Here is a 24,964-nt window from a genome sequence, read left to right on the forward strand (position 1 = left end):
GCTGGAGACGGTACTCACTCCTTGGGACGCCCACCTGTCAGCGCGGTGAGCGCGGCGGCCCGGCTCAGCAGCGTCCGTGGGCCCAGCTCCGTCAGCTCCACCACCCCCGCGGCCCGCAGCTGTTCGATCCGGCGCCGGAAGGGCACCGGCTCGGTCAGGTGGTGGGTCGCCCCGGCCCGGAAGCCGGCGGCCGAGCGGTAGCGACGGCCCGTCAGCATGCACAGCACCGGCCGCCGGGCGGGACGGTAGGCGAGGTGGGCGGTCAGCTCCGCGACCCGGTGCGCGGCCGGCCGCAGCGCGGGGTTGTGGAACAGCGTACGGGTGGGCAGCCGGGTCGCGCGCACACCGGCTGCGGCGGCTCGTGCGCCCAGCGCCTCGATGCTCGCCGGCGGACCGCTGACCACGGTCTGCTCGGGCGCGTTGTCGCAGGCCACGGCCAGCCCCGGCAGCCGGCTGGCGGCGAGCAGCCCGGCGGCCCGATCGGCCGCCAGCCGCAGCACCAGCAGCCGGCCCTGCCCCACGCCGGTCTCCCGCCGCGCCCGGTCGCAGGCGAGGAGCAGCCGCACGCCGTCGGCCGGCTCGAACACGCCGGCCGCGGCGAAGGCGGCCAGCTCGCCCAGGCTGTGGCCCAGCAGCAGCGTGCCCGGCGGGCACGGGGTGACCTGGTGCCAGGCCAGTGCCTGGACGTAGCAGGCGAGTTGGTCGATCAGCCCGTCCTGCGCGGGCGAGACACGACCGGCCAGCAGCAGCTGTGCCAAGGCGTCGGCGGTGGCGGGCGGCAGCGGTGCGGCGGCCCGTTCCAGCAGGGCACGGGCCGCCCGCGGGTCGGCGCAGTCGCCCAGGCTGCCGGGGACGACCGCGCCGATCCCGGGGAAGAGCAGCACCCTGCGGCGCTCGCCGCCGGTCATGGTGCGGCGAAGGCGAGCACCGCGTTCTGCCCGCCGAAGCCCGCCGAGGTGGACAGCGCCAGGGTGATCGGGTGCCGCAGTGGCACCTCGCGCACCACCCGGAGGCCGATGGCGGGGTCCGGCTCGGTCAGGTTGGCGGTGGGCGGCACGAGCGCGCGATCGATCGACAGCACGGTCAGCACGGCCTCCAGCGCGCCCGCCGCACCGAGGGTGTGACCGAGCGCGCCCTTGGCGGCGGTGACCGGAAGGTCCGGGCCGAAGAGCCGGTGCAGCGTGCGGGCCTCGGCCAGATCGCCGAGCCGCGTCCCGGTCGCGTGCGCGTTGACGTGGTCCACCTCCCCGGGCCCGGCCCCGGCAGCGGCCAGCGCCCCGCGCAGTGCCGCCTCCAGGCCCCGGCCCGCGGGGTCGGGCGTGGTGGGGTGGTGGGCGTCCGCCGAGGCGGCGTAGCCCGCGAGTTCGGCCAGCACCCGGGCGCCGCGGGCCCGGGCGTCGGCGACCCGCTCCAGCACCAGCATCGCCGCGCCCTCGGCGAGGACGAAGCCGTCCCGCGCCCGGTCGAAGGGGCGGCAGCTGGCGGCCGGGTCGCCGGTCCCGGCGGCCAGCGCGTCGATCCGGGCGAACGCGGCCGCGGTGAGGCGGTCGACGGCGGCCTCGCTGCCGCCGGCCAGCGCCAGGTCACAGCTGCCCTCGCGCAGCAGGCCGGCGGCCAGCCCGATGGCACTGGCACCGGAGGCGCAGGCGGTGCCGACCGCGAGGCTCGGGCCACGCGCGTTCAGGGCCAGCGAGAGCTGGCCGGCGGCCATGTTGGTCATGAACAGCGGCACGGCCAGCGGGGCGACCCGGCCGCCGGCCGCCAGTCGCAGCGCCTGCTCGCCCCAGGACGGGGCGCCGCCGAAGGCCGAGCCGGTGACGACGGCGACCCGCGCGCCGTCCCAGTCGGCCGGGTCCAGCCCGGCCTGGCGGATAGCCTCGCCCGCCGCCACCAGCGCGTACTGGATGAACGGGCCGGTGCGCCGCGCGAGACCCGCGCCGAGCAGGGCGGTCGCGTCGAACTCCGGCACCCGGCAGGAGACCCGGGCGCCCGAGCCCGCAAGGAGCGGATCGGCGCGGGCGGTCGAGTGCCCCGCGCAGACCCGGGCCCAGCAGGCCTCCGCGCCCAGACCGGCCGCGCTGACCGCGCCCACGCCGGTGACCGCGACGGCCGCGCCCGCCGTGCCGCTGCCGGACCTCATCGCGCACCGGTCCGGTCGCCGAGCAGCGCGGACACGGCGGCCAGCGAACTGCCGGCCGCCAGCTCGCCCTCGGTGACCTGGACGGCGAGCCGTTCGGCGAGGATGTCGGCCAGCTCGATGACGGCCAGCGAGTCCAGCCCCAGCTCCTCCAGGGTCGCCGTGGGCCGCACCTCCTCGGTGGGGACCTGGAAGGCGGTGACCAGGATCTCGGCGAGGTCGGGATGGACGTGGCTGCTCATGGCGGTTCTCTCCGGGGGAGTCGTTTCCCGGGCCGCCGACGCGGCCGGGCCCGGCTCCATTGCGCCGCACCGGGGGCCGCCCGCGGAACGTGTTCCGGCTTCGAACCTGTTGAACCGTCAAAGACGTTGCCCGGAAGAGCCCGGCACAGCAGTCCGGTCGGCCCAGCGGCCCAGCGGCGAACGGCACCGGCCGGGCGGCTGATCATGATCGTTCCCAACCGCGCGTCGGCCATCGCCGACCCGGGATGCCGCCCTAGGTTGGCCGCCATGAACAAGACCCGCCTGACGGAGGAGTTCGCGGTGCGGCCACCCCTGGCGGGCGGCCTCGCCGTGCTCACCGCTTTCCGGCACCCCCGGCGCGGCCCGGTGGTCTGCCCCGCGGCGCCGCTGCTGGCCGCCTGGCTGCGGCGCCGCTCCTCGGGCGTGCGGCTCACCGGGCGCGCCCCGGACCTCGGGAGCACCGGCGCCGCGGGCCAACCGGGCGACTGTGGAAGGGTGTTCACCCTCAGCTACCTCGACGGGAGCGACCACGCCGGGCGGCCCGGGCGGGCTGTGGGCATCGCCGTGCACGCCGCGCCGGGGCTGCTGGAGCTCGGGGCGTCGGCCATGGGCGCCTGGTCCGCGGCGCTGCGCACCCGGCGCCTGTTCGTGCCGGTGTCCGGTGGCGCCTGCACCGGCGGTCCCGGCGCCGAGCGCCCCAGCCCCGGATGGCCCACGCAGTCCACCGCCGCACGCCCGGGCGCCGTTGAACCCGGCCCCGGCTGCGCGCACGCCGCCGCGACCTGGCGGACGGTGTACGGGTTCCTCGCCCGGGGCGACACCGTCCTGCTGCTCGGGGCGGGCGCCGACGGAACGGACAGCGGCCCGCCGCCGCCCCTCGGCGCGGCCGGCCTGCTGCTGGCCGTGCGCACCGCGGCGGCGGCCCACCACGTCACGGTGCCCGACCCGGACCGGCTCTCCTTCGTCCAGTGGCCCTGCTCGGCGACCGAGGAGGTCGCCGCCATCCTGGCCGTCCTGCGGGCCCGGTTCCCGCGGCTGCGCGGCCAGCACCCGGACCAGTGGTGCTACGCCGTCACCGACACCCGCGCCGCGGTGCGCGCGGCCGTGGCCGAGAGCGATCTGACGCTGGTGCTCCCGCCCGGCGCTCCCGGCGGGTCCGACCGGTCCCCAAGGTCCGACTGGTCCCCGGGCAGCGACTGGTACCCGCCCGGTCGGCGGCTGCACCTGCGCGAACTCGGTGACCTCGCTCCCGAACTCCTGGCCCCGGCCGCGACCCTGACGCTGCTGCCACCCTCCGGGTACCCGGCGAGCTCGCCGGGGCAGGCCGTGGTGATCGAGGCGCTCTCCGGACTGGGCCCGCTCAGCGTGGTGCGGCGCCGGATGGTCAGCGAGACCACCTGCGGCGTCGCGCACACCACACGGGGGCCCGCGCTCAGTCCGACAGGTCCCACAGCAGCCGGTAGTACCTGATCCGCTCGGCGTCCGGCGCGACCCCGTAGGCCTCCAGCAGCGTCTCCTCCCAGCCCGGACCGTAGTTCCACCGCGTGCTCCAGGTGGCGATGGCGAGGTCGGCCCACCGGTCGGCGACGCCGAGGTCGCCGAGGTCGACGTGCCCGGTGCACGTGCCGTCGTCGCCGATCAGGGTGTTGGGGGCGCAGGCGTCGCCGTGGCAGACGACGAGCTCGTCGACCGGCGGGATGTCGGCGAGCAGGTCGAGCGCGCGCTCGGCGGTGCCGACGTGCCGCAGGTCCTCATGCCAGTCCGCCGGGTCGATCCGGCCTGCTGCCGCCCGCGCGTGCACCGCCGCCAGCCGCCGTTCGGCCGACCAGTCGAACGGGCAGTCCGGGACGGGCAGCGCGGTGTGCAGGGCACGCAGCCCGGCACCGATCGCGCGCACCGCGGTGCCCGGATCACGCTTCCAGTGGTCGTCGACCGCCATGCGTCCGGGCAGGCCGTCGGTGACGATCCAGGACCCCGCCTCGTCCGCGCCCTCGTCGAGCACCCGGGGCACCACGGTGAACCTCGCCGCCCACCGCAGGCGCAGCACCTCGGCCGAGAGGTCGATTCCGCCGGCGCCGGGCGTCCATTTCACGAACTGCCGTGCTGCCAGGCCGACCTGGAAGGTCAGGCCGCCAACTCCGTTCTGCCACACGGCCCGCACGGGCCGTCCGGCGGCGAACTCGGTGACGATCTGCGGCACCTCGACCGGCCCCTGGGGCGCCATCGCAATCATCGGGCCATTCTGGCCCGGGCGACCGGGGCCGGGCCACCCGTTTGCGGGAAGCCCGGCCCCGCGCGCCCGGCAACATCCGCCGGACAGGCCCTACGCCCGGCCCTGCGGCGCGCGTGCCACCGGTCAGTCCTTGAAGGCGTCCTTGACCTTCTCGCCCGCCTGCTTGACGTCGCCGCTGACCTGGTCGGCCTTCCCCTCCGCGGTCAGGCGCTCGTTGCCGACGGCCTTGCCGGCCGCCTCCTTCGCCTTCCCCTTCGCCTTCTCCGCGATGTTCTTGGCCTTGTCCTCGCCGCTCATGGCGTCCTCCTCGATGCTGCCCAAGGCTGGTCGGTCCAGCGCTGCGTGCCGGGCGCCTGCCCCGATCGGGCGGGTTCATGCGGACAGACCCCGGGCTCCCGGTCCGGCGGCGTGGCCAGAACCGTGGTCCGCCACGGGCCGCGTACAGTGCCGGGTATGTCTGATATGCCGGTGGAGTTGCGGGTCGAGCCGCTGGGTGACCACGAGTACCTCGTCGCGGTCGTCGGCGGCGAACAGAGGGCCGAGTCCCGGTTCCGCGCCACCCCCGACGTGATGGCGGAACTGGGTGCCGGTGACGAGGCCGAGCAGCGCGTCGTCCGGGAGAGCGCCGCGTTCCTGCTCGACCACCAGCCCTTGGTCGACCTCCCGCCGATGATCGATCTGGCGGACGTCGCCGCGGCCTACGACGGCTACCTCGACGACCTGCGGCTACGGCTGTCCCGCTGAGCCGGGCGGCGGGGGCTCCACCGCGCCGGGTCGGTCCACCGCCAGGCCGGCCGTGTGCGCCGCCGTGGCGAGCACCTCGCGCAGCATCGCCGGGGTGAGCCGGCCGGTGAAGACGTTGCGCTGGCTCACGTGGTAGCAGCCGAACAGCGTCACCGGTGCGCCCGCCCCGTCGTCGGCGGCCACCAGGGTCGTCCGCACCCCGTGGCCGAACCGCGGTCGCGGCCGGGGCACCTGCCAGCCGGCCGACTCCAGGGCCGGCAGCACGGCCTGCCAGCCGAAGGCGCCCAGCACGACGACGCAGCGCACGGTCGGCCGCAGCAGCTCCAGCTCGCGGGCCAGCCACGGGCGGCAGGTGTCCCGCTCGCCCGGCGTGGGACGGTTCTGCGGCGGCGCGCAGCGCACGGGGGCGGTGACCCGGACGCCGGACAGTGCCAGGCCGTCGTCCTGCCGGGTCGCGGTCGGCTGGGAGGCCAGCCCGAGCCCGTGCAGCGTCGCGTACAGCAGGTCACCGGCCCGGTCACCGGTGAACATCCGGCCGGTCCGGTTCGCGCCGTGTGCCGCGGGCGCCAGGCCGATGACCGCCAGGGCGGCGTCCACGGGCCCGAACCCGGGCACCGGGCGCCCCCAGTACTCCCAGTCACGGAATGCGGGACGCTTGATACGGGCGGCCTCCTCCCACCAGGCCACCAGGCGCGGGCAGGCCCGGCAACGGACCACCTGCCCGTCCAGTTCGACCAGCGTGCGGGCCCGGGCGGCCGAGCGGACGGGAAAGTCGGCCTCGGACATGGTCCACCAGCTCCTCCGGGGTAGCCGCACCGGTGAGGCCGTCGGCCGCGACGCGGCGGACGAACGGCACGATCCGCACCACGATCTGCCACGGAGGGCAGCCATGGCCAGCACCAAGGACATCAGATGTCACCGCGTCTACGAGGAAACCTCGCCCGAGGACGGCACCCGGGTGCTGGTGGACCGGCTCTGGCCGCGCGGGCTGCGCAAGGACGACGCCCACCTCGACGCGTGGCTGCGCGACGTCGCCCCGTCGACCGAGCTGCGGCAGTGGTACGGCCATGACCCGGAGCGTTTCCAGGAGTTCCGCCGGCGCTACCTCGCGGAACTGCGCGACTGCGACCACCGGGAGGCGCTGCACGAACTCGGCGAGCTGGCCCGCCACGGGCGGGTCACCCTGCTCACCGCCACCTGCGACGTCGACCACAGCCAGGCCGCCGTGCTGGCCGACCGGCTCTCCCGCCGACGGCCTCCATGGACGGTGCCCACGGACGGCGCCCGCTGACGGCGCCGACGGACGGCGCACCGCGGTGTGCGCGCCTCGCCCAGCCGGTGGACAGCCGGTGCCGCGTGCGTCGTCCGCGGCGCGCCGGGGTAGGCGGTAGGGAACATGTCCGGCGAACCCCGGGAGGAGTGGCGATGGCCGACCGACAGGACGCGCAGGTCGTCGTGATCGGAGCCGGCCCCGCGGGCTCCGCCGCGGCGGCCCACCTGGCCCGGGCGGGGGTCGACGTCCTGCTGCTGGAGAAGGACGTCTTCCCCCGGGACAAGGTCTGCGGCGACGGCCTGACCCCGCGCGGTGTGCACCAGTTGCTGCGGCTGGGGATCGATGTCGGCGCCCCGGGCTGGCGGCGCTCGCGCGGCATGCGCCTGCACTGCTCGGGCCGTCGCGTCGACGTCGACTGGCCGGCGCTCGGCGGCTACCCCGACTTCGGGCTCACCCGGACCCGCCACGACTTCGACCACCTGCTCGCCCAGCACGCCCAGGGCGCCGGTGCCCGGCTGCACACCGGGACCAAGGTCACCGCCCCGCTCACCGACGCCGCCGGGCGCCTCACGGGCGTCACCGCCGTGACCCCCGGGGGCGGCACCGCCGAGTTCCGCGCGCCGCTGGTCATCGCCGCCGACGGCGCCTCCGCCCGCACCGCGCTCGCCCTGGGCTGGCAGCGCGACCAGCGCAGCCCGATGGCGACCGCCGTTCGCCGCTACTACCGCAGCCGGGCCCTGGCGGAGGACGAGTATCTGCAGCTCTGGGCCGACGTGCGCTGCGCCGGTAGCGGGCACGACCTGCCCGGCTACGGCTGGGCCTTCCCGCTCGCCGACGGCCGGGTGAACATCGGCCTCGGCGGCCTGCCGCACCGCCGCCACGGCGCCACCGACCTGCGGGCCACCCTGCGCGAGTGGGTCGACCAGCTGCCCGCCCACTGGGAGCTGGACGAGCAGCACGCGGAGGACCCGCCGCGCAGCGCCGCGCTGCCGATGGGCCTCAACCGGCGCCCCCAGTACCGGCGGGGTCTGCTGGTGCTCGGCGACAGCGCGGGCATGATCAGCCCCTGGAGCGGTGAGGGCATCGCCCAGGCCATGGAGGCCGCCGAGGTGGCGGCCGACACGGTCGCCCTCGCCCTGACCCGGCCGCCGGGCCTGCGCCGCGAACAGGCGCTGCAGCACTACCCGGCCGAGGTGGACCACCGCTGGGGCCGCTACTACCGGCTCGGCAACGCCGTCGCCGCCCAGGTCTTCAGCCGGGTCGGCTACCGCCCCCTGCTCAGCCGCCGCATCATGACCAGCCCCACCGCGATCGGCCTGGTCGTCCGCCTGCTCAGCCAGGCCACCACCGCCCCGGCGCAGGACGGCATCGACTCGGTGCTCAACACCGCGCTGCGCCTGGTACCGAAGCTGCGCCGCTAGAGCCTGTCCGGCGAGCCCGTCCCGCGCGACCGGTCAGCGGCGTGCGGTGCGGCCGGTGGGCGGCGTGATGCGGACCCGCTCGGTGGCGGGGGCCCGCTCGATGTCGTCGAGCTGCGCGGTGATCGTGCCGCGCAGCTCGTCGTAGTCCTCGAAGCAGTGGTCGTTGAAGAGCGTGTGGCCCGTCCACATGAGGTTCGCGCACACCCGGGCCGGCACCCCACCCGTCCGGGCGCCCATGCCGACCAGGGCCACCGACCCGATGCTGCCGGGCGCCTTCTGGTTCTGCAGGTGGATCGCCTGGAACGCGGCGGCGCAGGCGAGTGCGACGTTCAGCGTCTCGCTCACGTTCTGCGCGGACTGCGCCATGGTCGGCGCCGAGATCAGGAACCTCGGGTTGCTCGCTCCGGACGGCACGCACACCGCGCTGCCCACCGGGAGCCGGCCCGCGAAGTGGTCGCGGATCGCGCGCTGCACCCGCAGCTGGATGCCCGCGCCGAGGTGCCGCTTGATGGCGGCGTCGACCCCACCGTCCATCCGGCCACGGGAGTTGGTGGGGCTGACCCAGGCGTCGACCTGCTCGTCGAGGATCGATCCGCTGCGGATCTCGACCCCCGGGGTGTCGGCGAACGCCGCTCGCCAGGCCGCCACCACCGGGGCGTTGATGTCGGTCAGGACCACCCTGAGCGGCGACGGCACGCGGTTCACGGTCAATTCTCTGCTCCCATCGAAGGCACTCGCCCAACTCCTGGCACTCACGACGCTACGGCTCCCCACTGACAGCGGTTCTGACGGTCCGCCGGTGCTGTCACACCCGGTTGCTACCACTGTGGAAGCCCGACGATCAGCCCGCCATCAGCACGAATGCGACGATTCGGAGTCCCACCGCCATGACCGATGCCGCCACCCCCGCCCAGCCCGAACCGAACGACCCGCTGGCGCTCGCGGACCTCTTCCAGGGCGGCGGCGAACCGTGGCTCCCGCTGCTGAAGCCGGTGATCGAGGCGCAGCCGGGCGCCGCGGCCTTCATCGGTCCGGCGCGCGGCCCGGAGGTCGTCCCGGTGCGCGAACTGACCTTCCAGGCGCTCAAGCCGCACGCGCCGGAGAAGTGGCGGGTGGTGGTCTTCGGTCAGAACCCGTACCCGCGGCCGGAGAGCGCCACGGGCATCGCCATGTTCGACAACACCTTCCACGACTGGACGGACAGCCAGTTCGGCAGGGTCGTCAGCATCCGCTGCATCATCAAGGCGGCGGCGATGTGGAAGCACGGCATCCCGAAGAAGACCCCGATCGCCGACATACGCGCGCTGTTGAAGGAGCAGGACACCGTCCAGCCGCCGGAGTGGTTCCAGGCGATGCTGACGCAGGGCGTGCTGCTGCTGAACGCGGCGCTCACCGCCAGCGGCGACGGGGCGATGGGACCGGAGCAGCACACCGCGTTCTGGCGGCCGGTCGCCGAACGGATCGTCGAGGAGATCCTCCGGGCCAAGCAGCACGCCGCCGAGGAGGACCGCGGTGTGGTCTTCGCCTGGTGGGGGGCGCACGCCCGCAGCCTCAAGCGGGTCGTCCTGCGGATGCAGAAGAAGTACCCCGGGGTCGAGGTCCGGCACATCGACCACCCCAACCCCGCGGCGCAGGGCGACATCTTCTGCGACGGCGACCACTTCGCGACGGTGAACACCGTCCTCGCCTCGCTGGGTACCGAGGAGATCGACTGGCTGCCCAGCAGCGGCTGGAACACGGCCGTGGCGGGGCCGGGCGGCACCGGCGGCGACACCGCGCAGCGGATGGGCGCCTTCATCGCCTCCACCATGGAGCTGCACCAGCTCTACCTCGACCGCCTCGCCGGGGTGAAGGACGAGGGCCTCGTCCTGCCCGCCGTCACCGGGGTGTTCGACACCCCGCTGATGGACTTCCGTGACGCCGTGTCCCCGGTCGCGGGGCTGCTGTCCGGGCTGGACCGGTACGTCGAGCTGTCGCACGCGTTCGGCAGACGGCGCACCGACGAGGGGGCCGGCGGGCTGTCCGCCGACGCGATCGCGGCGCTGTACCTCTACACCTGCGAGTCCGCGTTCTACCGGGAGATCAACGCGATCCTGCGCTCCCCGGACCGCGGCAGGCTCGTGCCGTACCTGCCGTACCTGCCGTACCTGCGGCTGCTGTTCGCGGCCGTCGCCGAGCTCCCGGCCCGCACCCGGCCGCTGTGGCGCGGGGTGCCGCTGGACCTGCGGGCGCAGTACCCGCTGGGCCGGACGGTGACCTGGTGGGGCGTCTCCTCGTGCACCTCCAAGCCCGCCGTGGCGCGCTCCTTCCTCGGCAGCCGCGGCAAGCGCACGCTCTTCGAGGTGCATCCGCTGCGGGCCGCCGGCATCCAGGACTTCTCCGCGTTCACCGGCGAGGAGGAGTTCATCCTCCTGCCGGGCACGCAGCTGGAGGTGACGGACGTGCGGGCCGAACGCGGCGGGCTGTCCACCGTGACGCTCACCGAACTGCCCGAGCAGACCCTGGTCTCCTGAGGGCCGGCCCCCGGCGGGCAGCGGGTCCGGTGGCGGCGGCCCGCCGGACACGGGATATCCTGGAGCGGAACGACGGCGGAGGGGCTCGCCGCAACCGCGACCGGTACCGGTCGCCAACGGTCCCTACCTGATGTCCGCGAGACCCGCGGGCGCATCCCAGGTAGGAGAGCCATGCCCCGACACACCACCACCCCGCCCGGTGCGCCCGGCCGTCCACCGGCCGGCGGTGCCGCCCGGGTGCGCGCCGGTGCGGGCCGGCACCTTCCCGACACACTCCTAGGAGTTGGCATGCGCGGCGAGCGCCCGCCCAGCACGAGCGGGCCGCGGCCCGCCGAGGACCTGCCCGTCGACCCGGACAGCGCGGCCCCCCTGCCCGCCGGGCCGGAGCGCCCACCGCGCCCCCGCCAGTGGGACGTCCTCGCGGTGATCGCCCTGGGCGGCGGGCTCGGCAGCGTGGCCCGCTACGAACTCGCCCAGGCCTGGCCCACCGCGGCGGGCACCTTCCCCTGGGCCACCTTCACCATCAACGTCACCGGCAGCCTGCTGCTCGGCGTCCTGATGGTCTTCGTCCTGGAGATCTGGCCGCCCAACCGCTTCGCCCGCCCGTTCCTGGGCGTCGGCATCCTCGGCGGCTACACCACCTTCTCGACCTACACCGTCGAGCTGCGCGGCCTGCTCGCCACCGGCCACTTCGCCGTCGCCGACGCCTACGCGCTCACCAGCCTGGTGGCGGGACTGGCCGCGGTGTGGACGGGGATCGCCCTCGCCCGTCGTCTCGGGCGGCTGCCGGTGCGGCGCGGTCCGCGCCGCCGCTCCCAGGCCGGTCACACCGCCACCGCGACCGCCCGCCCCGAGCCGAAGACCGGTCCGGGCGGCGCGGGCGAGATGGCCGCCAGCAGCGAGGGAGGCCCGCGATGAGCCCGTTGATCCACCGCCACCACGCGCAGCCGGAACCCGCTCCGGCCCGCGAGGCACGCCCGCCGCTGAGCGGCCCGGTGCTGCGGATGACCGTCTACCTCGGTGAGAGCGACCAGTACCGGCACCACCCCGTGTACACCGAGATCGTCCACCGGGCCCACCGCGCTGGTCTGGCCGGCGCCAGCGTGTTCCGCGGCATCGAGGGCTTCGGCGGTACCTCGCTGATCCACACCACCCGCCTGCTCGACCTCGCCGAGGACCTCCCCGTCGCCGTCGTGATCATCGACGAGGAACGGCGCATCCGCGCCTTCCTGCCGCAGGCCGAGGAGGTCCTCGCCCAGGGCCTGATCACCCTCGACCCCGTCGAGGTCGTCACCCACCGTGTCGTCACCCACCGGGTCGACGCGGCCGACGGCGTCACCCCGATCGACCAGGAAGGCGAGAACTGATGGCCGTGCTGATGGTGTTCCTCGGCGGCATCCTCGGCGCACCGCTGCGCTACCTCATCGACAAGGCCGTCCAGTCCCGCCACGACAGTGTCTTTCCGTGGGGGACCTTCCTCATCAACGTCTCCGGCGCCTTCGTGCTCGGTGCCGTCACCGGCGCCGGCCACGCCCACGGCCTGCCCGGTGACGCCGTGCTGCTGCTGGGCACCGGCGTCTGCGGGGCGCTCACCACGTTCAGCACCTTCACCTTCGAGACCGTCCGGCTGCTGGAGGAGGGCTCGCTGGCCGAGGCCGGCCTCAACGTCGTGGGCAGCCTGGCCGTCGGCCTGCCCGCCGCGGCGGCCGGCTACGCGCTGCTGACCTGGCTCTGACCGGACCGCTGCGGCGTCGACCGCGGTCGGGCACCGCGCCCGACCGCGGTCAAACGATGCGCGAACGCTGCGACTGGCCGGATGGTGCACGACTCCACAAGGGTCGAGGGGTGCAGAGACCGATCGAGCGGCCGGCGGAGAGCCCGGCCGCGTTACGTGCCCTGGCAGCCCGCGTCGCCGGTGGCGACGAGTGGGCCTTCGAGGAGCTGTACGTCGCCACCGCCGGCCGTGTGCACGGCCTGGTGCTGAGCCTGCTGCGCGACCGCCCCCGCGCGGAGGAGGTGACCCAGGAAGTGTTTCTGCAGGTGTGGCGGGAGGCGCCGCGGTACCGGAGCGAGCGCGGCGAGGTGCTGGCGTGGATGCTCACCATCGCCCACCGGCGCGCCGTGGACCGGGTCCGCTCCGAGCAGGCCGCCACGGACCGCGACCGGGCCGCCGCCCGGCGGGACCGCACCCCGGCCTTCGACGAGGTCGCCGACCAGGTCGAGCGGGAGCTGGAACGCCTGTCGCAGTGCGCCCGGGTGCGCCGCGCGCTCGGCATACTGAGCGAGGTCCAGCGGGAGAGCCTGCTGCTGGTCTACTTCGGCGGCCGTACCCACGCGCAGGCCGCCGCCGCCCTCGGCGTGCCGCTGGGCACCGTCAAGACCCGCGTCCGCAACGCCCTGCAGCGGCTGCGCGACCTGCTCGTCGACTCCTCCGCCACGGGACCGGCCGGGCCGCGGCTCGGGACGGGCCGCACGCCGTAGGCTCACCTCTGTGCCCACACCGCTCACGCCTGTGCAAGCGCCCGCACCCGACCGGCCGGTGTCCGCCCAGGCGGGTCTGACCACCGGTGACCTCGCCCGGGCGCTCGGCGTCTCCCCGGCCACCATCCGGTCGTGGGAACGCCGTTACGGCATCGGCCCGGCCCAGCGGACCCCCGGTCGCCACCGCCGGTGGAGCCCGCGGGACGTCGCGGTGCTGGAGACGATGTGCCGCCTCACCGCCCGGGGCGTCATGCCGGCGGAGGCCGCCCGCCTGGCTGCCGCGGAGCCCCAGCCCGAACGCCTGGCCGGACCCGAACGCCTGGCCGGACCCGAACACCTCGGTGCCCCGCATCCTGTCGCCGCCCCCGAGCAGCCCGCCCGCCGGGAACCGTCCGAGCCCGGGGCACCCGCCGCCGTACCGCGACAGGGCGGCGACCGGGCGGTGCCGGCCGCCGCCGCCCGGCGCGAGTGCCGGGGCCTGGCCCGCGCCGCCACCCGGCTCGACGCCTGCGAGGTGGCCCGGATCCTGGACCGCGGGCTCGACCGGCTCGGCCTCGTCGCGGCCTGGACCCAGCTGATGGTGCCCGCGCTGCGCGCGGTCGGCCGCGCGTGGGTCACCGAGGGCGAACCGTACGTCGAGGTGGAACACCTGCTCTCCTGGCACATCTCCCGGGCCCTGCACCGCAGCACCGCGCGCTGCGAACCGCTGCCCGGCCCGGCCCTGCTGCTCGCCGGGATGCCCACCGAACTGCACGCGCTGCCGCTGGAGGCGCTGGCGGCGGGGCTGGCCGAACGCGGCCTGCCGTACCGGATGTTCGGCCCCGCGCTGCCGCCCGAGGCCCTGCTGGCGGCGGTGCGCCGCACCGGGCCGCCGGCCGTGCTGCTCTGGTCCCAGCTGGCGCGAACCGCGGACCGCGCCCTGGTGCAGCGCGTCGCCCGGACCAGCTGGGGCCTGCACGGCGCCCGCGGCCGCCCCGTCGTGCTGGTCGCCGGGCCGGGCTGGGGCGGCCCCCGCCGACCCCCGGGCACCCTGCGCCCCCGTGATCTGCCGAGCGCCCTCGACCAGTTGGGCGTGGCATGGAAAGCCCGGGAGCGGTGAGACGAGGTCGGACGACACGACGACCGACCCGGCCGACCGAGGAAACAGGAGTCCCCATGGAACACGAGGCCGACGTGGTCGAGGAACTGACGGCCGACCACCTGGCGGCTCGCCAGCTGTTCGAGACGCTCCGGGGCCTGGACCCCGGTGACGGGCGACGGCGCGAGGCGGCGGACGAGTTCACCATCGAGCTGGTCCGCCACTCGGTGGCCGAGGAGCAGTTCCTCTACCCGGCGCTGCGCGAGCACGTGTCAGGGGGCGACGCGCTGGCGGACCGGGGAGTCGCCGACCATGAGCGGATCGAGCAGCTGCTCAAGGAACTGGAGGAGGCGGACCCGGCCGAGGCCCGGTTCGAGGAGCTGATCGGTGTGCTCGCCGCCGAGCTCACGGCGCACATCGAGGACACCGAGCGGAACCTGCTGCCCGCCCTGGTCGACGCCTGCTCGGCCGAACGGCTCGACGAACTCGGCGACCTGGTCCGCACCGCGAAGGCGCTCGCGCCCACCCGTCCGCATCCCGGTGCCCCCGACTGGAAGCTCCTGGCCGCGGGCACCAGCCTGGTCGACCGCGCGCGGGACTTCCTCGCCGGCCGCGGCCGCCCGTCCTGAGGAACCGGGCATGAACGCCGCGAGCCGGGGCAGCCGAGCCCTTACCACAGGCCGGTCCGCAGGGGCGCGGCCTGACACGGCGGAGAGAGGACACGGCATGACCGGGAACGTCAACATCTGGGAGTTCCGCACCGCCTCCGGCCACAGCGCCGGCACCGACCTCATCGACTTTCACGTCGAGGCCACCGACGGCCCGATCGGCAAGGTGGACAAGCTCTCCGAAGAGGTCGACAGCCAGCACCTGGTGGTGGACACCGGCCCCTGGATCTTCGGCAGGCGGGTGCTGCTGCCCGCCGGTACGGTCTCCCGCATCGAGATCGGGGAGCGCAAGGTGTATGTCGACCGCTCCAGGGACGAGATCAAGAACGGCCCCGGGATCGACGCGGGAGCCACCGAACCGGAGGACGCCGACTTCCGCGATCCCTACCTGCTCTACTACGGGCCCTTCTACGGCGGCTTCGGCATCTGACCGCCCTCGGTTCCGCGGCCGGGGCACCGCCGTTGTCACTCCTCGGGCCGCGGCTCGGCTCCGGCGGTCCGGCGCTGCAGGTCCGCGTGCCAGCGGGCCGCGTTGCTGCCGTCCAGCTGCCCGGCGAAGGCGCGGTAGGCCGCCGCCGCCAGGCCCTCGCGGTCGGCCGGTTCGGCGGCGGCGATCTCCCACAGCGCCTGCTCGGTGTCGTCGTCGAGCCCGGTGCAGGACCGCAGTCCTGCACCGGCCAGCGCGTTCTCCACCTCCTGGTGGAAGTTCGTCCGCAACTGCTGCCGACTCGGCCGACCCGCGCGCATCCCGCCCCCTGCTCGTACCTTCGTACCCCGAACCGGTCCTGACGGTTCGTGGGATCCCGACCCGCATGGTACGTGAGCCGCTTCCCGCAGAGCCCGGACGGGAGGGGCGCTTCATCAGTGCTCGGCCCGCTCGCCGCAAACCCCGTCCTCCGGGTATATGCGGGCGGGCACCGTCGGCGGTGCCGCAGACTGGGGCCCGGTAACCCGACCTACTGGAGGATGGTTCTCATGGCCGACCGGCCCTTGACGCTGATGGCAGTGCACGCCCACCCCGACGACGAGGCCACCGGAACGGGGGGAGTTCTCGCGCGCTATGCGGCCGAGGGCTTTCGCACGGTCCTGGTCACCTGTACCGACGGCGGCTGCGGTGACGGCCCGGGGGGAGCCAAGCCGGGCGACCCCGGGCACGACCCGGCGGCCGTCGCCGCGATGCGCCGCACCGAACTCGAAGCGAGCTGCGACGTCCTGAAGGTCACCCACCTGGAGCTGCTCGGGTACGCCGACTCGGGCATGATGGGCTGGCCGGCCAATGACGCGCCCGGATCGTTCTGGAGCACGCCGGTGGAGGAGGCCGCCGCCCGCCTGGGCGAGTTGATGCTGCGCCACCAGCCCGATGTGGTGGTGACCTACGACGAGAACGGGTTCTACGGCCACCCCGATCACATCCAGGCGAACCGGGTCACGATGGCCGCGCTGGAGCGCACCGGCCTCGCGTCGAAGGTGTACTGGACGACGGCCCCGCGCTCGATGATGGCGCGCTTCGGGGAGGTCATGCGCGAGTTCGGTGCCGACTGGGAGGAGCCGGACCCGGCGGAGGCCGCCGCGATGCCCGAGATCGGGCTGCCCGACGAGGAGATCACCACCTGGGTGGACACCACCGCGTTCGGCGGCCAGAAGTTCGACGCGCTGCTCGCCCACGCCAGCCAGAGCGAGAACATCTTCTTCCTGCGGATGGGCAAGGAGAGGTTCACCGAGCTGATGGGGGTGGAGACCTTCGTACGGGTCCAGGACACCACCGGCGCGGCGCTGCCCGAGAACGACCTCTTCGCCGGCCTGCGCTGAGCCCGCGGCAGGCCCCGTTCCGCTCGGTGCCCGGCCCCGCAGTCGTGCCGCCGCACGGCTGCGGGGCCGGGGAGCGAGTGCGGCCGGGGCCCGGGCAGGGCGCCCCCGAAGAGCGGGTGTCGCGGACCCGGGCGGCCCGGGCGACAGGTTAGGTTCGTCTGCGTGACCGGCAACGACGCGGTCCTGGCGCTGGTGGTCGTCACCGCGCTGGGCTTCGACTTCACCAACGGATTCCACGACACCGGCAACGCCATGGCGACCTCCATCGTCACCGGAGCCCTCCCCCCGCGCATCGCCGTCGCCATCTCGGCCGTGCTCAACCTGGTCGGCGCGTTCCTGTCGACGGCCGTGGCGGCGACCATCGCCAACGGCCTGGTCGACACGCACGACGTGACACTGACCGTGGTCTTCGCCGGTCTGACCGGCAGCATCCTGTGGAACCTGGCCACCTGGTTCCTCGGGATCCCCTCCAGTTCCTCGCACGCGCTGATCGGCGGCGTCATCGGGGCCACGATGGCGGCGGCGGGCGGCTCAGCCGTCAAGTGGCAGGGCCTGGTCTCCAAGGTGATCGTGCCCGCCGCGCTGTCGCCCTTCATCGCGGGCGCGATCGCCGCCCTCGGCACCTGGCTGGTCTACCGGCTGACCCGGCAGGTCGCCGAGCGTCCGCGCGCGCACGGCTTCCGGATCGGCCAGGTCGGCTCGGCCTCGATGGTCTCGCTCGCCCACGGCACCAACGACGCGCAGAAGACGATGGGCGTCATCACCCTGGCACTGATCGCCAACGGAACCCTGGGCAGCGGGGCCAAGGCCCCGGACTGGGTGATCGCCTCCTGCGCGGCGGCGATCGCGCTGGGCACCTACATCGGCGGCTGGCGGGTCATCCGGACCTTGGGCAAGGGGCTGGTGGAGATCGAGCCCCAGCAGGGGCTGGCCAGTGAGTCGGCCTCCGCCGCGGTGATCCTCTCCTCCACCGACTTCGGCTACTCGCTCTCCACCACCCACGTGGCGACCGGCTCGATCCTGGGCGCCGGGGTCGCCAGGAAGGACGCGGTGGTGCGCTGGCACGTCGCCCGCCGGATGGCGGTCGCCTGGCTGTTCACCCTGCCGGCGGCGGCGCTGGTCGGCGCGGTGGCCTACTGGGCCGCGCACGGGATCGGCGGCACCGCGGGTGTCGTGGTGATCTTCGTGGTGCTGCTCCTCGCCGCGACCGCCTTCTACGCCACCTCCCGCCGCGCCGCCGTGACGGCGAAGAACGTCAACGCGACCTGGACCGGCACGGTCGTCCCGGCAGCCGCCACGGACGAGGTGGCCCCGTGAACCCCTGGATCGACACTCCTGGATCGATCGGACGACGAATCCGCCGGCGCTCGCGTTCCTCCGCGGCCACGGGGTAGGGGACCGGTGACGACCACCCCGCACCGAGAACGAAGGACCAGGTGTCCCAGCCGCACCGCGAACACAAGCACGTCGGCGAGTACTGGCGGGCCGTGGCGGCCGACCGCCGCGCCCGCGCCGCCGCCCGGCGGTGGCGGCGTACCGGCGAGGAGCCGCGCTCGGCGAGCAGCGACCTGGCGGCCCGGCGGGTGCTGAACCGGATCTTCGCGCCGCTCTTCCTGCTCGGTACCGTCGTTTTCGCGCTGCTCGCGGCGAACGCGCTGCCCGCGCCCAGCGCGGATCGCGCGTTCTACACCGGGCTGGCCGTGCTGTGCGCGGTGTTCACCGTCATCGCGGTGATCGACCTGTTCGTCATCCGGCGCCGCATCGCGGAGCAGCGGCGCTGGCGGCGCTGAGCCGCTGGGGGAGGCCCTACCGGTGCGAGGAGCGCCGGGCCAGCAGCGCACGCGCCGAGGGCGCCGCGCGCAGCAGCTCGCCGGTGACGAAGGAGACCACGGCAGAGACGATCACCAGCGGCAACTCGTCCGGGGCGTCCTTGCCGAGCAGCAGGGTGGCCAGCACGACGGCGGTGAGCGGCAGCCGCAGCACGGCCGCGCTCCCGGCCGCCAGGCCCACCGCCAGCGCCGGGGCGGGCCCGAAGCCCGGTACCCCCACCAGGAGGGTGGCCAGGGCCGAGCCGAGGAAGAGCGAGGGGAAGATCGGGCCGCCCCGCAGGCTGCCCATGGAGAGGATCCATCCCACTCCCTTGAGCACCACCAGCGCCAGCAGTGCGGCGACCGACCACGCGTGCGGCGTCGCGGCCAGCTGGGCGAGCGTGGCCTGGCCGGACAGCACGGCCTCCTGCGACGACCGGCCGGTGGCCAGTGCGTACACCGCGGCGCAGCCGCCGACCGCCGTCGCGCAGGCGACGGTCAGCAGGACGGTCCGCCGCTCGACCAGCCCGGCCAGGCGCCCGCTCAGTCGCACGGACGGCACCATGCAGCACGCGATCAGGACGGCGAGCGGCACGCCCCACAGGAAGTCGCCCGCGCTGGGCGTGTGGTCCGGCGGCACGGTCGGCAGGTTCAGCGCCCCGATCCCGAAGCCGGACCAGTGGTCGAAGCCGGTGAAGACCAGTGCGCCGACGCCGCTGGCCAGCAGGCAGGGCAGCAGGAGCAGGGACAGCTGCGGGCCGCCGACGCCCGCGGCCTCGATCAGCAGCACCCCCGCGACCAGCGGATTGCCGAAGATGACGGAGATCGCCGCCGCGGCACCGGAGGCCCCGAGCACGTTCCGTGCCTGCGGGGGAAGGTCCGGGCGCACCCGCTCGACACCCAGCAGGGCCAGCCCGCTGCCGAGTGCCATCAGCGGCGCCTCCGGACCGAGGACCGCGCCCAGCGGCAGGCCCGCGATCGCGGCCAGGAAGATCCCGGGCAGCGCCGCGGGGGCGGTCGCCGTCATGCCCAGGCCGTGGGCCGGGACGTGCCCGCCGTTCCCGGGCAGGAAGGTGACCACGAGCGCCACCAGGATCCCGGCCAGCAGCAGCGCGGGCAGCGGCCACCACCACGGCGGACCGGACCAGCCCAGCTGCTGCGGGAGCCACTGCCACACCCCGTGCTGCAGCCAGTGCTCAAGGCTGACGAACCCGAAGGCGACCAGCGACACGGGCACGCCGACCAGCGCGGAGACGAGCAGCAGCCTGCGGAAGTCCCGCCCACGCAGCAGCGCCTGCAGCTGCTCCGTCTCGGCGCTGGGCCGGGCCTGCGCCATCGTGGACCCTCCTTGGCAGCCGCCTGTGCCTGCCAGTCTGACCGCCGCCCGGCCGGGTGGCCGCCGCCGACCGCCGGACGGGTGAGCGCCAGGCCGCCGGCCGGTCACGTTCGCGGGCCGGGCCACGTCGCGCCCGCGGTCGCCGGGTCACGCTCAGTAGCATGGCCGGGTGCGGCGGCCGGGCGAGTGAAGGAGCACGTGGCATGGCGATCGTGACGCCACAGAAGATCACCACGTTCCTGATGTTCGAGGGCTGTGCCGAGGAGGCGATGACCCTCTACACCTCGCTCTTCGACGACGCCGAGATCATCAGCCTCACCCGCTACGGCGCCGACGGGCCCGGCCCGGCGGGCAAGGTGTACCAGGCGGCGTTCTCGCTCGCCGGGCAGCGGTTCATCTGCATCGACAGTCCGGTGCGCCACGAGTTCGGCTTCACCCCCGCGGTCTCGCTCTACGTGCAGTGCGAGGACGAGGCCGAGATCGACCGGCTGCACGCGGCGCTCGCCGAGCGGGGTACGGAGCTGATGCCGCTGGGGTCCTACGGCTTCAGCGCCAGGTTCGGCTGGGTCAACGACCGCTTCGGGGTCTCCTGGCAGCTGAACCTGCCCGGGTGAGGGCCGCGCGACGGCCCGGGGCGCGGTCCGGGGGCGGTCCGCTCTCAGGAGGACGGCAGCCACACGGGAGCGCCGGGCGGGCCCTCGCGGCCGGCGCGGTCGACGGCGGTGGCCGCGTACCAGGCGCTCGGCGTGCCGGGTGGTGGCCGGTGGTGGTCGGTGCCGAGGGCGGGCAGCAGGGCGGTCAGGCGGGCCGGGTCGGCGGGCGGGGCGGCCCCGGGGTGGCGGTCGTAGCGGTACAGCGCGTACTGGAACGGCGGGGAGCCTCGCCCGGTGGCCGGGCACGGGGAGATCCGCAGCGCGGGCGGGCCGGCCGCAGGCCACAGCAGCGGCGGCCCGGGCGGGGCGGCGTGCGCGAGGCGGGGGAGCAGCGGGCTCAGGGCCGGGCGCTGCCAGTGGTCGGCGGCCAGCCTGCGGATGGCGCCGATGCGGTCGAGCTGGACGCTGCGGGCGCTGAAGAAGATGTCGCCGCCGATGGCGGGCAGGGTGGCGTTGAGGGCGAGGTGGCGGGAGAGTTCGGCGGGATCCTGCCAGGGGGCGGGGCGCTCGGGTGCGCCGGGGCGGGAGGCGGACTGGCCGATCCACAGCTGGATGTCGGTGCCTGCGGTCTGCTCGGCCCACCAGGGGGCGAGCACCGCGTAGTCAGCGGGGGTGAAGCCGAGGTACCAGTAGAGCTGGGGCGCGATGTAGTCGACCCAGCCCTTGCGCACCCAGCCGCGGGTGTCGCAGTACTGCTGGTCGTAGCTCTGCAGGGCGTCGGTGGCGGAGCCGGCCGGGTCGGACGTCCTGTTGCGCCAGACGCCGAAGGGGCTGACGCCGTAGACCGCCTCGGGGCGGGCGGCCCGCACCAGGTCGCGGGTCTGCCGCACCATCAGGTCGATGTTGTTGCGGCGCCAGGCGGCCCGCTTGGCGAAGCCCTTCCCGTGGGCGGCGAAGGCGGCGGCGTCGGGGAAGTCGTGCCGGCCGGGGTAAGGGTAGAAGTAGTCGTCGAAGTGGACGCCGTCGATGTCGTAGCGGACCACGGCGTCCATGATCGCCCGCTGGACGAACTCCCGGACGGCGGGGATGCCGGGGTTGTAGTAGATCTCGCCGTTGTAGACGACCGCCCAGTCGGGGTTGCGGCGGGCGGGGTGGTCGGGGACCAGCTTGGCCGCATCCGGTTGGATCGCCACCCGGAACGGGTTGAACCACGCGTGGAACAGCAGCCCGCGCTCGTGGGTGGCCCGGACCATGAAAGCCAGCGGGTCCCAGCCCGGGTCCTGGCCCTGGGTGCCCGTCAGCCACTGCGACCACGGCTCGAACGGTGACGGCCACAGCGCGTCCGCGGTCGGCCGGACCTGCACGAACACCGTGTTGAACCCGATCGCGCGCGCCTCGTCGAGCAGGGCGACGAAGTCGGCCCGCAACTGCTCCGCGCCCAGCCCGCGGTGCCGCGGCCAGTCGATGTTGTCCAGGGACGAGATCCACAGCCCGCGCAGCTGACGCTTCACGGCACCGGCGGTGGCGGGCGGCTGCCCGAGGCCTCCTGCAGGACGGCTCGCAGCGGCTGCGCAGGTGGTGCCGGTGGCGGTGCCGGGCGTGAGGAGCGCCGCTCCCAGCCCGGCCACCCCGGCCAGCACCGCCCGGCGGCCGGGGTGGGCGGACCGGGAGAGCCTGCTCATGGGTGTCCTTGCCGGCGGTGGGAGGTGGGGACGCGCGCGGCCGGGCCGGTCGATCCGGTGACCGACCGGCCCCGGATCACTCCAGCAGGCCGCGCCGCATCGCCTCCGCCACCGCGGCGGCCCGGTCGCTGACGCCGAGCTTCTCGTAGAGCCGCTGGGTGTGTGTCTTGACCGTGCTCGCGCCCAGGTACAGCTCGGCGGCGAGCTGCGGGATGCTCTGTCCCTGGGCGAAGCCGCGCAGCACCTGGCGTTCGCGTTCGGTGAGCACCACGGTCTCGCGGTCGGCGCGGATGCGGATCTCGTCGACCAGGCCGCCGGTCAGCTCCTCGGCCACCACCTGCTTGCCGCGGGCCACCTTGAGCACGGCCTCGACGATCTCGGAGCGCTTGGCGTCCTTGGCCAGGTAGCCGCTGGCACCCTCCTCCAGCGCCCGGAACACCACGGCGCTGTCGGTGGTGGCCGACAACAGCAGGGTGCGGGTGGGGAGTTTGTCGCGGACCACCGCGTGGATGACGGCGATGCCGTCGAGTTCGGGGATCCGATAGTCGATCAGGGCCACGTCCGGGCCGAGTTCACGGATCGCCTCCAGCGCGGCCCGCCCGTCGCCGACCTCGGCCAGGACGCTGATCCGGCCGCTCAGTTGCAGGCCGCGGGCGATGCCCTCGCGGTACACCGGGTGGTCGTCGGCCACCACCACCGTCACCTGCGCAGGGGGAGTGGACACCCTCACACCGCCTTCCACCTCGTGCCGGACCGGCCCCGTCCCTCACGATAGGCAGGTTCACGGTCACCCCGCTTGCCGGTCGCGGGCGCCCGGTGCGTCCCAGCGGGCGGCCAGCAGGCTGGCGTCGTCGAGGTGCCCGGTCAGCCGCGAGGCGCGCAGCAGCGCCGCCGCCAGCACCTCGGGGTCGCTGTGCCGGTGCGCGCCGACCGCCTCGCAGGCCAGCGCCAGGCCCGCGTCCAGGTCGATCTGCGGTCCTTCGACCAGCCCGTCGGTGAGCAGCACCAGGCAGCACACCGGGGCGAGCGAGTGCCGCACGGTGGGGTAGTCGGCCTTCGGCAGGACGCCCAGCGGCGGCCCCGGCGGTGGGGCGAGCAGGCGGGTGGCGCCGTCCTTGAGACCGAGGATGCCCGGCACGTGGCCCGCGGTGGCCGCGCTGAGCGCGTTGCTGGCGGGGTCGATCACCAGGTAGGTGCAGGTGGCGAAGTAGCTGCCGCCCAGGGCGCAGAGCAGCTCGTTGGTGGCCGCGAGGACCCGCCCCGGGCTCGTCTCGGTCTGGGCGTAGGCGCGCAGTGCGGTGCGGACCGGGCCCATGGTCGCCGCCGCCTGCACGTCGTGGCCCTCGACGTCGCCGATGCTCAGGCCGTAGCGGCCGTCGGGCAGCAGGAAGGCGTCGTACCAGTCGCCGCCGACCGCGATGCCGTCGCTGGCGGGCGTGTAGCGCGCGGCCAGCCGCAGCCCGGGCAGGCGCGGCAGCGCCTCGGGCATCAGCACGTGCTGCACGGCCTGGGCGAGGTCGATCCGCTGCTGCACCAGGGCCGAGCGCTCCAGCGCCTGGCCGGTCAGTCCGGCCAGCGCGAGCAGCAGGGTGCGCTCCTCGGGCGGGAAGCTGCGCTGTTCGGCGTAGCCCAGGACCAGCGCGCCGGGCAGCCGCTCGCCGCGGCGCAGCGGCAGCATCGCCCAGGACCGGGCGGCGGTGACGGCCAGCAGGTCGTACGGGTCGCCCTCGCTCAGCGCCCGGAACTCCTCGTGCGAGCGGACGAAGTACGGCACGCCCTCCCGGATCACCCGGGAGGCCGGCACAGCGGCTGCCACCGGGAGCCCGTCCATCGCCTCGCCCGCGCGGGCGCCGGCGCCGGAGGTGGCCAGGGGCCGCAGCAGCCCGTTCTCCGGGACCAGCACCAGGGCGCCGATCGCGCCGAGCCCCTGGTGGAAGCGGTCGGTGACGGCCGAGGCGACGTCGCCCGCGGTGGAGGCCGACAACAACGCGGTGGCCACCTCCTCGATCTGCGCCGAGCGCTCCGCCTCGGCCTCCACCCGCTCCTCCAGGGCACCGCGGCGGGTCATCTCGTCGGTGATGTCCCGGGTGACGCCGACCAGCCAGCGGTGCGGCGGCCGGCCCAGCTGGTGGACCCGGGCGTCGACCCGCATCCAGCGCCGGCGCCCGGCGTCGTCCGTCATCGCGAACCTGGTCCCGAAGACGCCGTCCCCGTCCAGCGCCGCCCGGGCGAAGGTGGGGGCGATGGTGTTCTGCCGCTCGGGCGCGAAGGCCGCCAGCAGCTGGTCGCGGATGAGGGAGCGCTGCTCCTGCAGGCCGAAGAGCTCGTCGGAGCCGGCGAACCAGCGGTCCTCACCGGTGGCCAGGTCGACGCTCCAGGCGGCCATCGAGGCGATGTCCAGCGCCAGGCGCAGCTGCACCCGCCGCTCGGCGACCTCCTCGGTCGCCTCGCCCACCTCGGCCACGCAGAGCCCGGGTACGGCGGTGGCGCGGACGTTGAGCAGCAGCGTCCGTTCGGCGGCGGTCCCGGTCGGCACGGCCAGCAGTCGCCCGGCCACGGCGCCCGGGCCTCGGGACCGGGCGCGCTCCACGATCTCCTGCGCCGCCTCCCGCACGGCGGCGGGCAGGCGCTCGGTCCACGCGAAGCCGCCCGGGGTGTCGGGGCCCGGCCCGAGCAGCGCGGCCCACCGGTGGTTGGCGGCGAGCTCGTGTCCGGCCGCGTCGAGCACCGCGAGGCCGGTCGGGGCGGACTCGAAGGCCAGCCCTGCCAGCGCCGCCGGTACCGCCCGTACCCGGCCGGGCGGCTCCTCGCCCGGCTGCGCGGCGGTGCCGTGGGCGGGGGCTGGCTCTTCCGGCGTCCGGCTCATGGCTGCCTCTCGAGGCGGGAGTCGGGGTGGGCGCTCTCGGTTCTCCGCCGGCGGTCGGCGGTTCGGCGGTCTCCTGTCGC

The 24,964-nt window shown here is 75.0% G+C and carries 27 protein-coding genes and 1 pseudogene; 16 read left to right on the forward strand and 12 right to left on the reverse strand.

Annotated features, from left to right (window positions below):
• Positions 1-14 precede the first annotated feature (14 nt).
• From OG500_RS35845 to OG500_RS35855, 3 genes are read right to left on the reverse strand one after another with little or no spacing between them, the layout of a single operon-like run.
• Entirely contained in the window at positions 15-908 is an 894-nt protein-coding gene (locus OG500_RS35845) for an ACP S-malonyltransferase (RefSeq protein WP_329586547.1), read from the reverse strand.
• Positions 905-2,140: a beta-ketoacyl-[acyl-carrier-protein] synthase family protein gene (locus OG500_RS35850; protein ID WP_329586550.1), complete on the reverse strand. Its 1,236-nt coding sequence runs from the start codon at positions 2,138-2,140 to the stop codon at positions 905-907. The genes OG500_RS35845 and OG500_RS35850 overlap by 4 nt, the downstream gene beginning before the upstream one ends.
• Complete coding sequence (locus OG500_RS35855) at positions 2,137-2,379, reverse strand: acyl carrier protein (protein WP_329586553.1); 243 nt, start codon at positions 2,377-2,379, stop codon at positions 2,137-2,139. The genes OG500_RS35850 and OG500_RS35855 overlap by 4 nt, the downstream gene beginning before the upstream one ends.
• Positions 2,380-2,646: 267 nt before the next feature.
• Between OG500_RS35855 and OG500_RS35860 the strand changes: the two genes are divergently transcribed.
• Positions 2,647-3,849, forward strand: coding sequence for a hypothetical protein (locus tag OG500_RS35860; protein WP_329586556.1), 1,203 nt, complete (start codon positions 2,647-2,649; stop codon positions 3,847-3,849).
• Here OG500_RS35860 and OG500_RS35865 read toward each other — a convergent pair.
• Together OG500_RS35865 and OG500_RS35870 are read right to left on the reverse strand one after the other, a co-directional pair.
• A complete protein-coding gene (locus OG500_RS35865) occupies positions 3,812-4,612 on the reverse strand; it encodes an aminoglycoside 3'-phosphotransferase (protein ID WP_327071029.1) in 801 nt (266 codons plus the stop codon). The two genes, OG500_RS35860 and OG500_RS35865, sit on opposite strands and share 38 nt — an antisense overlap.
• Positions 4,613-4,735: 123 nt before the next feature.
• Positions 4,736-4,909, reverse strand: coding sequence for a CsbD family protein (locus tag OG500_RS35870; RefSeq protein WP_327071030.1), 174 nt, complete (start codon positions 4,907-4,909; stop codon positions 4,736-4,738).
• Positions 4,910-5,065: 156 nt separating this feature from the next.
• On the opposite strand from OG500_RS35870, the gene OG500_RS35875 reads away from it, so the two are divergent.
• Entirely contained in the window at positions 5,066-5,356 is a 291-nt protein-coding gene (locus OG500_RS35875) for a hypothetical protein (RefSeq protein ID WP_327071031.1), read from the forward strand.
• On the opposite strand, the gene OG500_RS35880 is transcribed toward OG500_RS35875, so the two are convergent.
• Positions 5,339-6,142: a uracil-DNA glycosylase gene (locus OG500_RS35880; protein ID WP_329586562.1), complete on the reverse strand. Its 804-nt coding sequence runs from the start codon at positions 6,140-6,142 to the stop codon at positions 5,339-5,341. The two genes, OG500_RS35875 and OG500_RS35880, sit on opposite strands and share 18 nt — an antisense overlap.
• Positions 6,143-6,245: 103 nt before the next feature.
• On the opposite strand from OG500_RS35880, the gene OG500_RS35885 reads away from it, so the two are divergent.
• Both OG500_RS35885 and OG500_RS35890 read left to right on the forward strand, forming a co-directional pair.
• Positions 6,246-6,647 carry a DUF488 domain-containing protein gene (locus OG500_RS35885; protein WP_329586565.1) on the forward strand — a complete coding sequence of 134 codons (402 nt, stop codon included), beginning with the start codon at positions 6,246-6,248 and terminating at the stop codon, positions 6,645-6,647.
• Between the two features lie 134 nt (positions 6,648-6,781).
• The gene (locus tag OG500_RS35890) at positions 6,782-8,050 is read left to right on the forward strand and encodes a geranylgeranyl reductase family protein (protein WP_327071034.1); all 1,269 of its coding nucleotides are present in this window, start codon (positions 6,782-6,784) and stop codon (positions 8,048-8,050) included.
• A gap of 33 nt (positions 8,051-8,083) precedes the next feature.
• On the opposite strand, the gene OG500_RS35895 is transcribed toward OG500_RS35890, so the two are convergent.
• On the reverse strand, positions 8,084-8,746 hold the full coding sequence (locus tag OG500_RS35895; protein ID WP_329586569.1) for a macro domain-containing protein: 663 nt from the start codon (positions 8,744-8,746) through the stop codon (positions 8,084-8,086).
• Positions 8,747-8,937: 191 nt separating this feature from the next.
• Between OG500_RS35895 and OG500_RS35900 the strand changes: the two genes are divergently transcribed.
• The 8 genes from OG500_RS35900 (at position 8,938) to OG500_RS35935 (ending at position 15,220) form a co-directional block, all read left to right on the forward strand.
• Positions 8,938-10,563, forward strand: coding sequence for an ADP-ribosyltransferase domain-containing protein (locus OG500_RS35900; RefSeq protein ID WP_329586572.1), 1,626 nt, complete (start codon positions 8,938-8,940; stop codon positions 10,561-10,563).
• A gap of 171 nt (positions 10,564-10,734) precedes the next feature.
• Positions 10,735-11,481: a fluoride efflux transporter FluC gene (locus tag OG500_RS35905; RefSeq protein WP_329586577.1), complete on the forward strand. Its 747-nt coding sequence runs from the start codon at positions 10,735-10,737 to the stop codon at positions 11,479-11,481.
• Positions 11,482-11,567: 86 nt separating this feature from the next.
• Positions 11,568-11,930, forward strand: coding sequence for a DUF190 domain-containing protein (locus OG500_RS35910; protein ID WP_327071802.1), 363 nt, complete (start codon positions 11,568-11,570; stop codon positions 11,928-11,930).
• Complete coding sequence (gene crcB / locus OG500_RS35915) at positions 11,930-12,298, forward strand: fluoride efflux transporter CrcB (RefSeq protein ID WP_329586580.1); 369 nt, start codon at positions 11,930-11,932, stop codon at positions 12,296-12,298. The genes OG500_RS35910 and crcB overlap by 1 nt, the downstream gene beginning before the upstream one ends.
• Positions 12,299-12,408: 110 nt before the next feature.
• Positions 12,409-13,044, forward strand: a complete 636-nt coding sequence (gene sigK, locus OG500_RS35920) for an ECF RNA polymerase sigma factor SigK (RefSeq protein ID WP_329586583.1) — start codon at positions 12,409-12,411, stop codon at positions 13,042-13,044.
• Between the two features lie 10 nt (positions 13,045-13,054).
• Positions 13,055-14,143: a MerR family transcriptional regulator gene (locus OG500_RS35925; RefSeq protein ID WP_329586586.1), complete on the forward strand. Its 1,089-nt coding sequence runs from the start codon at positions 13,055-13,057 to the stop codon at positions 14,141-14,143.
• A gap of 56 nt (positions 14,144-14,199) precedes the next feature.
• On the forward strand, positions 14,200-14,751 hold the full coding sequence (locus OG500_RS35930; protein WP_329586588.1) for a hemerythrin domain-containing protein: 552 nt from the start codon (positions 14,200-14,202) through the stop codon (positions 14,749-14,751).
• Between the two features lie 97 nt (positions 14,752-14,848).
• A complete protein-coding gene (locus OG500_RS35935; protein WP_327071041.1) occupies positions 14,849-15,220 on the forward strand; it encodes a PRC-barrel domain containing protein in 372 nt (123 codons plus the stop codon).
• Positions 15,221-15,255: 35 nt separating this feature from the next.
• Here OG500_RS35935 and OG500_RS35940 read toward each other — a convergent pair whose 3' ends face one another.
• Entirely contained in the window at positions 15,256-15,537 is a 282-nt protein-coding gene (locus OG500_RS35940; RefSeq protein WP_327071042.1) for a hypothetical protein, read from the reverse strand.
• A gap of 228 nt (positions 15,538-15,765) precedes the next feature.
• Between OG500_RS35940 and OG500_RS35945 the strand changes: the two genes are divergently transcribed.
• From OG500_RS35945 to OG500_RS35955, 3 genes are all read left to right on the forward strand, one after another.
• Complete coding sequence (locus OG500_RS35945; protein WP_327071043.1) at positions 15,766-16,599, forward strand: PIG-L family deacetylase; 834 nt, start codon at positions 15,766-15,768, stop codon at positions 16,597-16,599.
• A gap of 162 nt (positions 16,600-16,761) precedes the next feature.
• The gene (locus OG500_RS35950) at positions 16,762-17,916 is read left to right on the forward strand and encodes an inorganic phosphate transporter (RefSeq protein WP_327071044.1); all 1,155 of its coding nucleotides are present in this window, start codon (positions 16,762-16,764) and stop codon (positions 17,914-17,916) included.
• A 119-nt stretch (positions 17,917-18,035) separates the two neighbouring features.
• Complete coding sequence (locus OG500_RS35955) at positions 18,036-18,389, forward strand: hypothetical protein (protein WP_327071045.1); 354 nt, start codon at positions 18,036-18,038, stop codon at positions 18,387-18,389.
• A gap of 16 nt (positions 18,390-18,405) precedes the next feature.
• Here the strand turns inward: OG500_RS35955 and OG500_RS35960 are convergent, their stop codons facing one another.
• On the reverse strand, positions 18,406-19,743 hold the full coding sequence (locus OG500_RS35960; protein ID WP_329586595.1) for a chloride channel protein: 1,338 nt from the start codon (positions 19,741-19,743) through the stop codon (positions 18,406-18,408).
• Between the two features lie 203 nt (positions 19,744-19,946).
• Between OG500_RS35960 and OG500_RS35965 the strand changes: the two genes are divergently transcribed.
• A complete protein-coding gene (locus tag OG500_RS35965) occupies positions 19,947-20,357 on the forward strand; it encodes a VOC family protein (RefSeq protein WP_329586599.1) in 411 nt (136 codons plus the stop codon).
• 371 nt (positions 20,358-20,728) lie between these two features.
• Here the strand turns inward: OG500_RS35965 and OG500_RS35970 are convergent.
• The 3 genes and pseudogenes from OG500_RS35970 to OG500_RS35980 all read right to left on the reverse strand — a co-directional run.
• A pseudogene (locus OG500_RS35970) lies at positions 20,729-22,018 on the reverse strand (glycoside hydrolase family 10 protein); the annotation flags it as partial.
• 76 nt (positions 22,019-22,094) lie between these two features.
• Positions 22,095-22,742, reverse strand: coding sequence for a response regulator transcription factor (locus tag OG500_RS35975; protein WP_327071049.1), 648 nt, complete (start codon positions 22,740-22,742; stop codon positions 22,095-22,097).
• Between the two features lie 63 nt (positions 22,743-22,805).
• Positions 22,806-24,884: a SpoIIE family protein phosphatase gene (locus OG500_RS35980; RefSeq protein ID WP_329586605.1), complete on the reverse strand. Its 2,079-nt coding sequence runs from the start codon at positions 24,882-24,884 to the stop codon at positions 22,806-22,808.
• Positions 24,885-24,964: the final 80 nt, after the last annotated feature.

The sequence above is a fragment of the Kitasatospora sp. NBC_01250 genome (assembly GCF_036226465.1).
Classification (GTDB): Bacteria; Actinomycetota; Actinomycetes; order Streptomycetales; family Streptomycetaceae; genus Kitasatospora.

Excerpts from the sequence above, each read along its gene's own strand:
- OG500_RS35845 (WP_329586547.1), bottom strand. The coding sequence starts at position 908 with ATGACCGGCGGCGAGCGCCGCAGGGTGCTGCTCTTCCCCGGGATCGGC.
- OG500_RS35850 (WP_329586550.1), bottom strand. The coding sequence starts at position 2,140 with ATGAGGTCCGGCAGCGGCACGGCGGGCGCGGCCGTCGCGGTCACCGGC.
- OG500_RS35855 (WP_329586553.1), bottom strand. The coding sequence starts at position 2,379 with ATGAGCAGCCACGTCCATCCCGACCTCGCCGAGATCCTGGTCACCGCC.
- OG500_RS35860 (WP_329586556.1), top strand. The coding sequence starts at position 2,647 with ATGAACAAGACCCGCCTGACGGAGGAGTTCGCGGTGCGGCCACCCCTG.
- OG500_RS35865 (WP_327071029.1), bottom strand. The coding sequence starts at position 4,612 with ATGATTGCGATGGCGCCCCAGGGGCCGGTCGAGGTGCCGCAGATCGTC.
- OG500_RS35870 (WP_327071030.1), bottom strand. The coding sequence starts at position 4,909 with ATGAGCGGCGAGGACAAGGCCAAGAACATCGCGGAGAAGGCGAAGGGG.
- OG500_RS35875 (WP_327071031.1), top strand. The coding sequence starts at position 5,066 with ATGTCTGATATGCCGGTGGAGTTGCGGGTCGAGCCGCTGGGTGACCAC.
- OG500_RS35880 (WP_329586562.1), bottom strand. The coding sequence starts at position 6,142 with ATGTCCGAGGCCGACTTTCCCGTCCGCTCGGCCGCCCGGGCCCGCACG.
- OG500_RS35885 (WP_329586565.1), top strand. The coding sequence starts at position 6,246 with ATGGCCAGCACCAAGGACATCAGATGTCACCGCGTCTACGAGGAAACC.
- OG500_RS35890 (WP_327071034.1), top strand. The coding sequence starts at position 6,782 with ATGGCCGACCGACAGGACGCGCAGGTCGTCGTGATCGGAGCCGGCCCC.
- OG500_RS35900 (WP_329586572.1), top strand. The coding sequence starts at position 8,938 with ATGACCGATGCCGCCACCCCCGCCCAGCCCGAACCGAACGACCCGCTG.
- OG500_RS35905 (WP_329586577.1), top strand. The coding sequence starts at position 10,735 with ATGCCCCGACACACCACCACCCCGCCCGGTGCGCCCGGCCGTCCACCG.
- OG500_RS35910 (WP_327071802.1), top strand. The coding sequence starts at position 11,568 with ATGACCGTCTACCTCGGTGAGAGCGACCAGTACCGGCACCACCCCGTG.
- crcB (WP_329586580.1), top strand. The coding sequence starts at position 11,930 with ATGGCCGTGCTGATGGTGTTCCTCGGCGGCATCCTCGGCGCACCGCTG.
- OG500_RS35930 (WP_329586588.1), top strand. The coding sequence starts at position 14,200 with ATGGAACACGAGGCCGACGTGGTCGAGGAACTGACGGCCGACCACCTG.
- OG500_RS35935 (WP_327071041.1), top strand. The coding sequence starts at position 14,849 with ATGACCGGGAACGTCAACATCTGGGAGTTCCGCACCGCCTCCGGCCAC.
- OG500_RS35940 (WP_327071042.1), bottom strand. The coding sequence starts at position 15,537 with ATGCGCGCGGGTCGGCCGAGTCGGCAGCAGTTGCGGACGAACTTCCAC.
- OG500_RS35945 (WP_327071043.1), top strand. The coding sequence starts at position 15,766 with ATGGCCGACCGGCCCTTGACGCTGATGGCAGTGCACGCCCACCCCGAC.
- OG500_RS35960 (WP_329586595.1), bottom strand. The coding sequence starts at position 19,743 with ATGGCGCAGGCCCGGCCCAGCGCCGAGACGGAGCAGCTGCAGGCGCTG.
- OG500_RS35965 (WP_329586599.1), top strand. The coding sequence starts at position 19,947 with ATGGCGATCGTGACGCCACAGAAGATCACCACGTTCCTGATGTTCGAG.
- OG500_RS35980 (WP_329586605.1), bottom strand. The coding sequence starts at position 24,884 with ATGAGCCGGACGCCGGAAGAGCCAGCCCCCGCCCACGGCACCGCCGCG.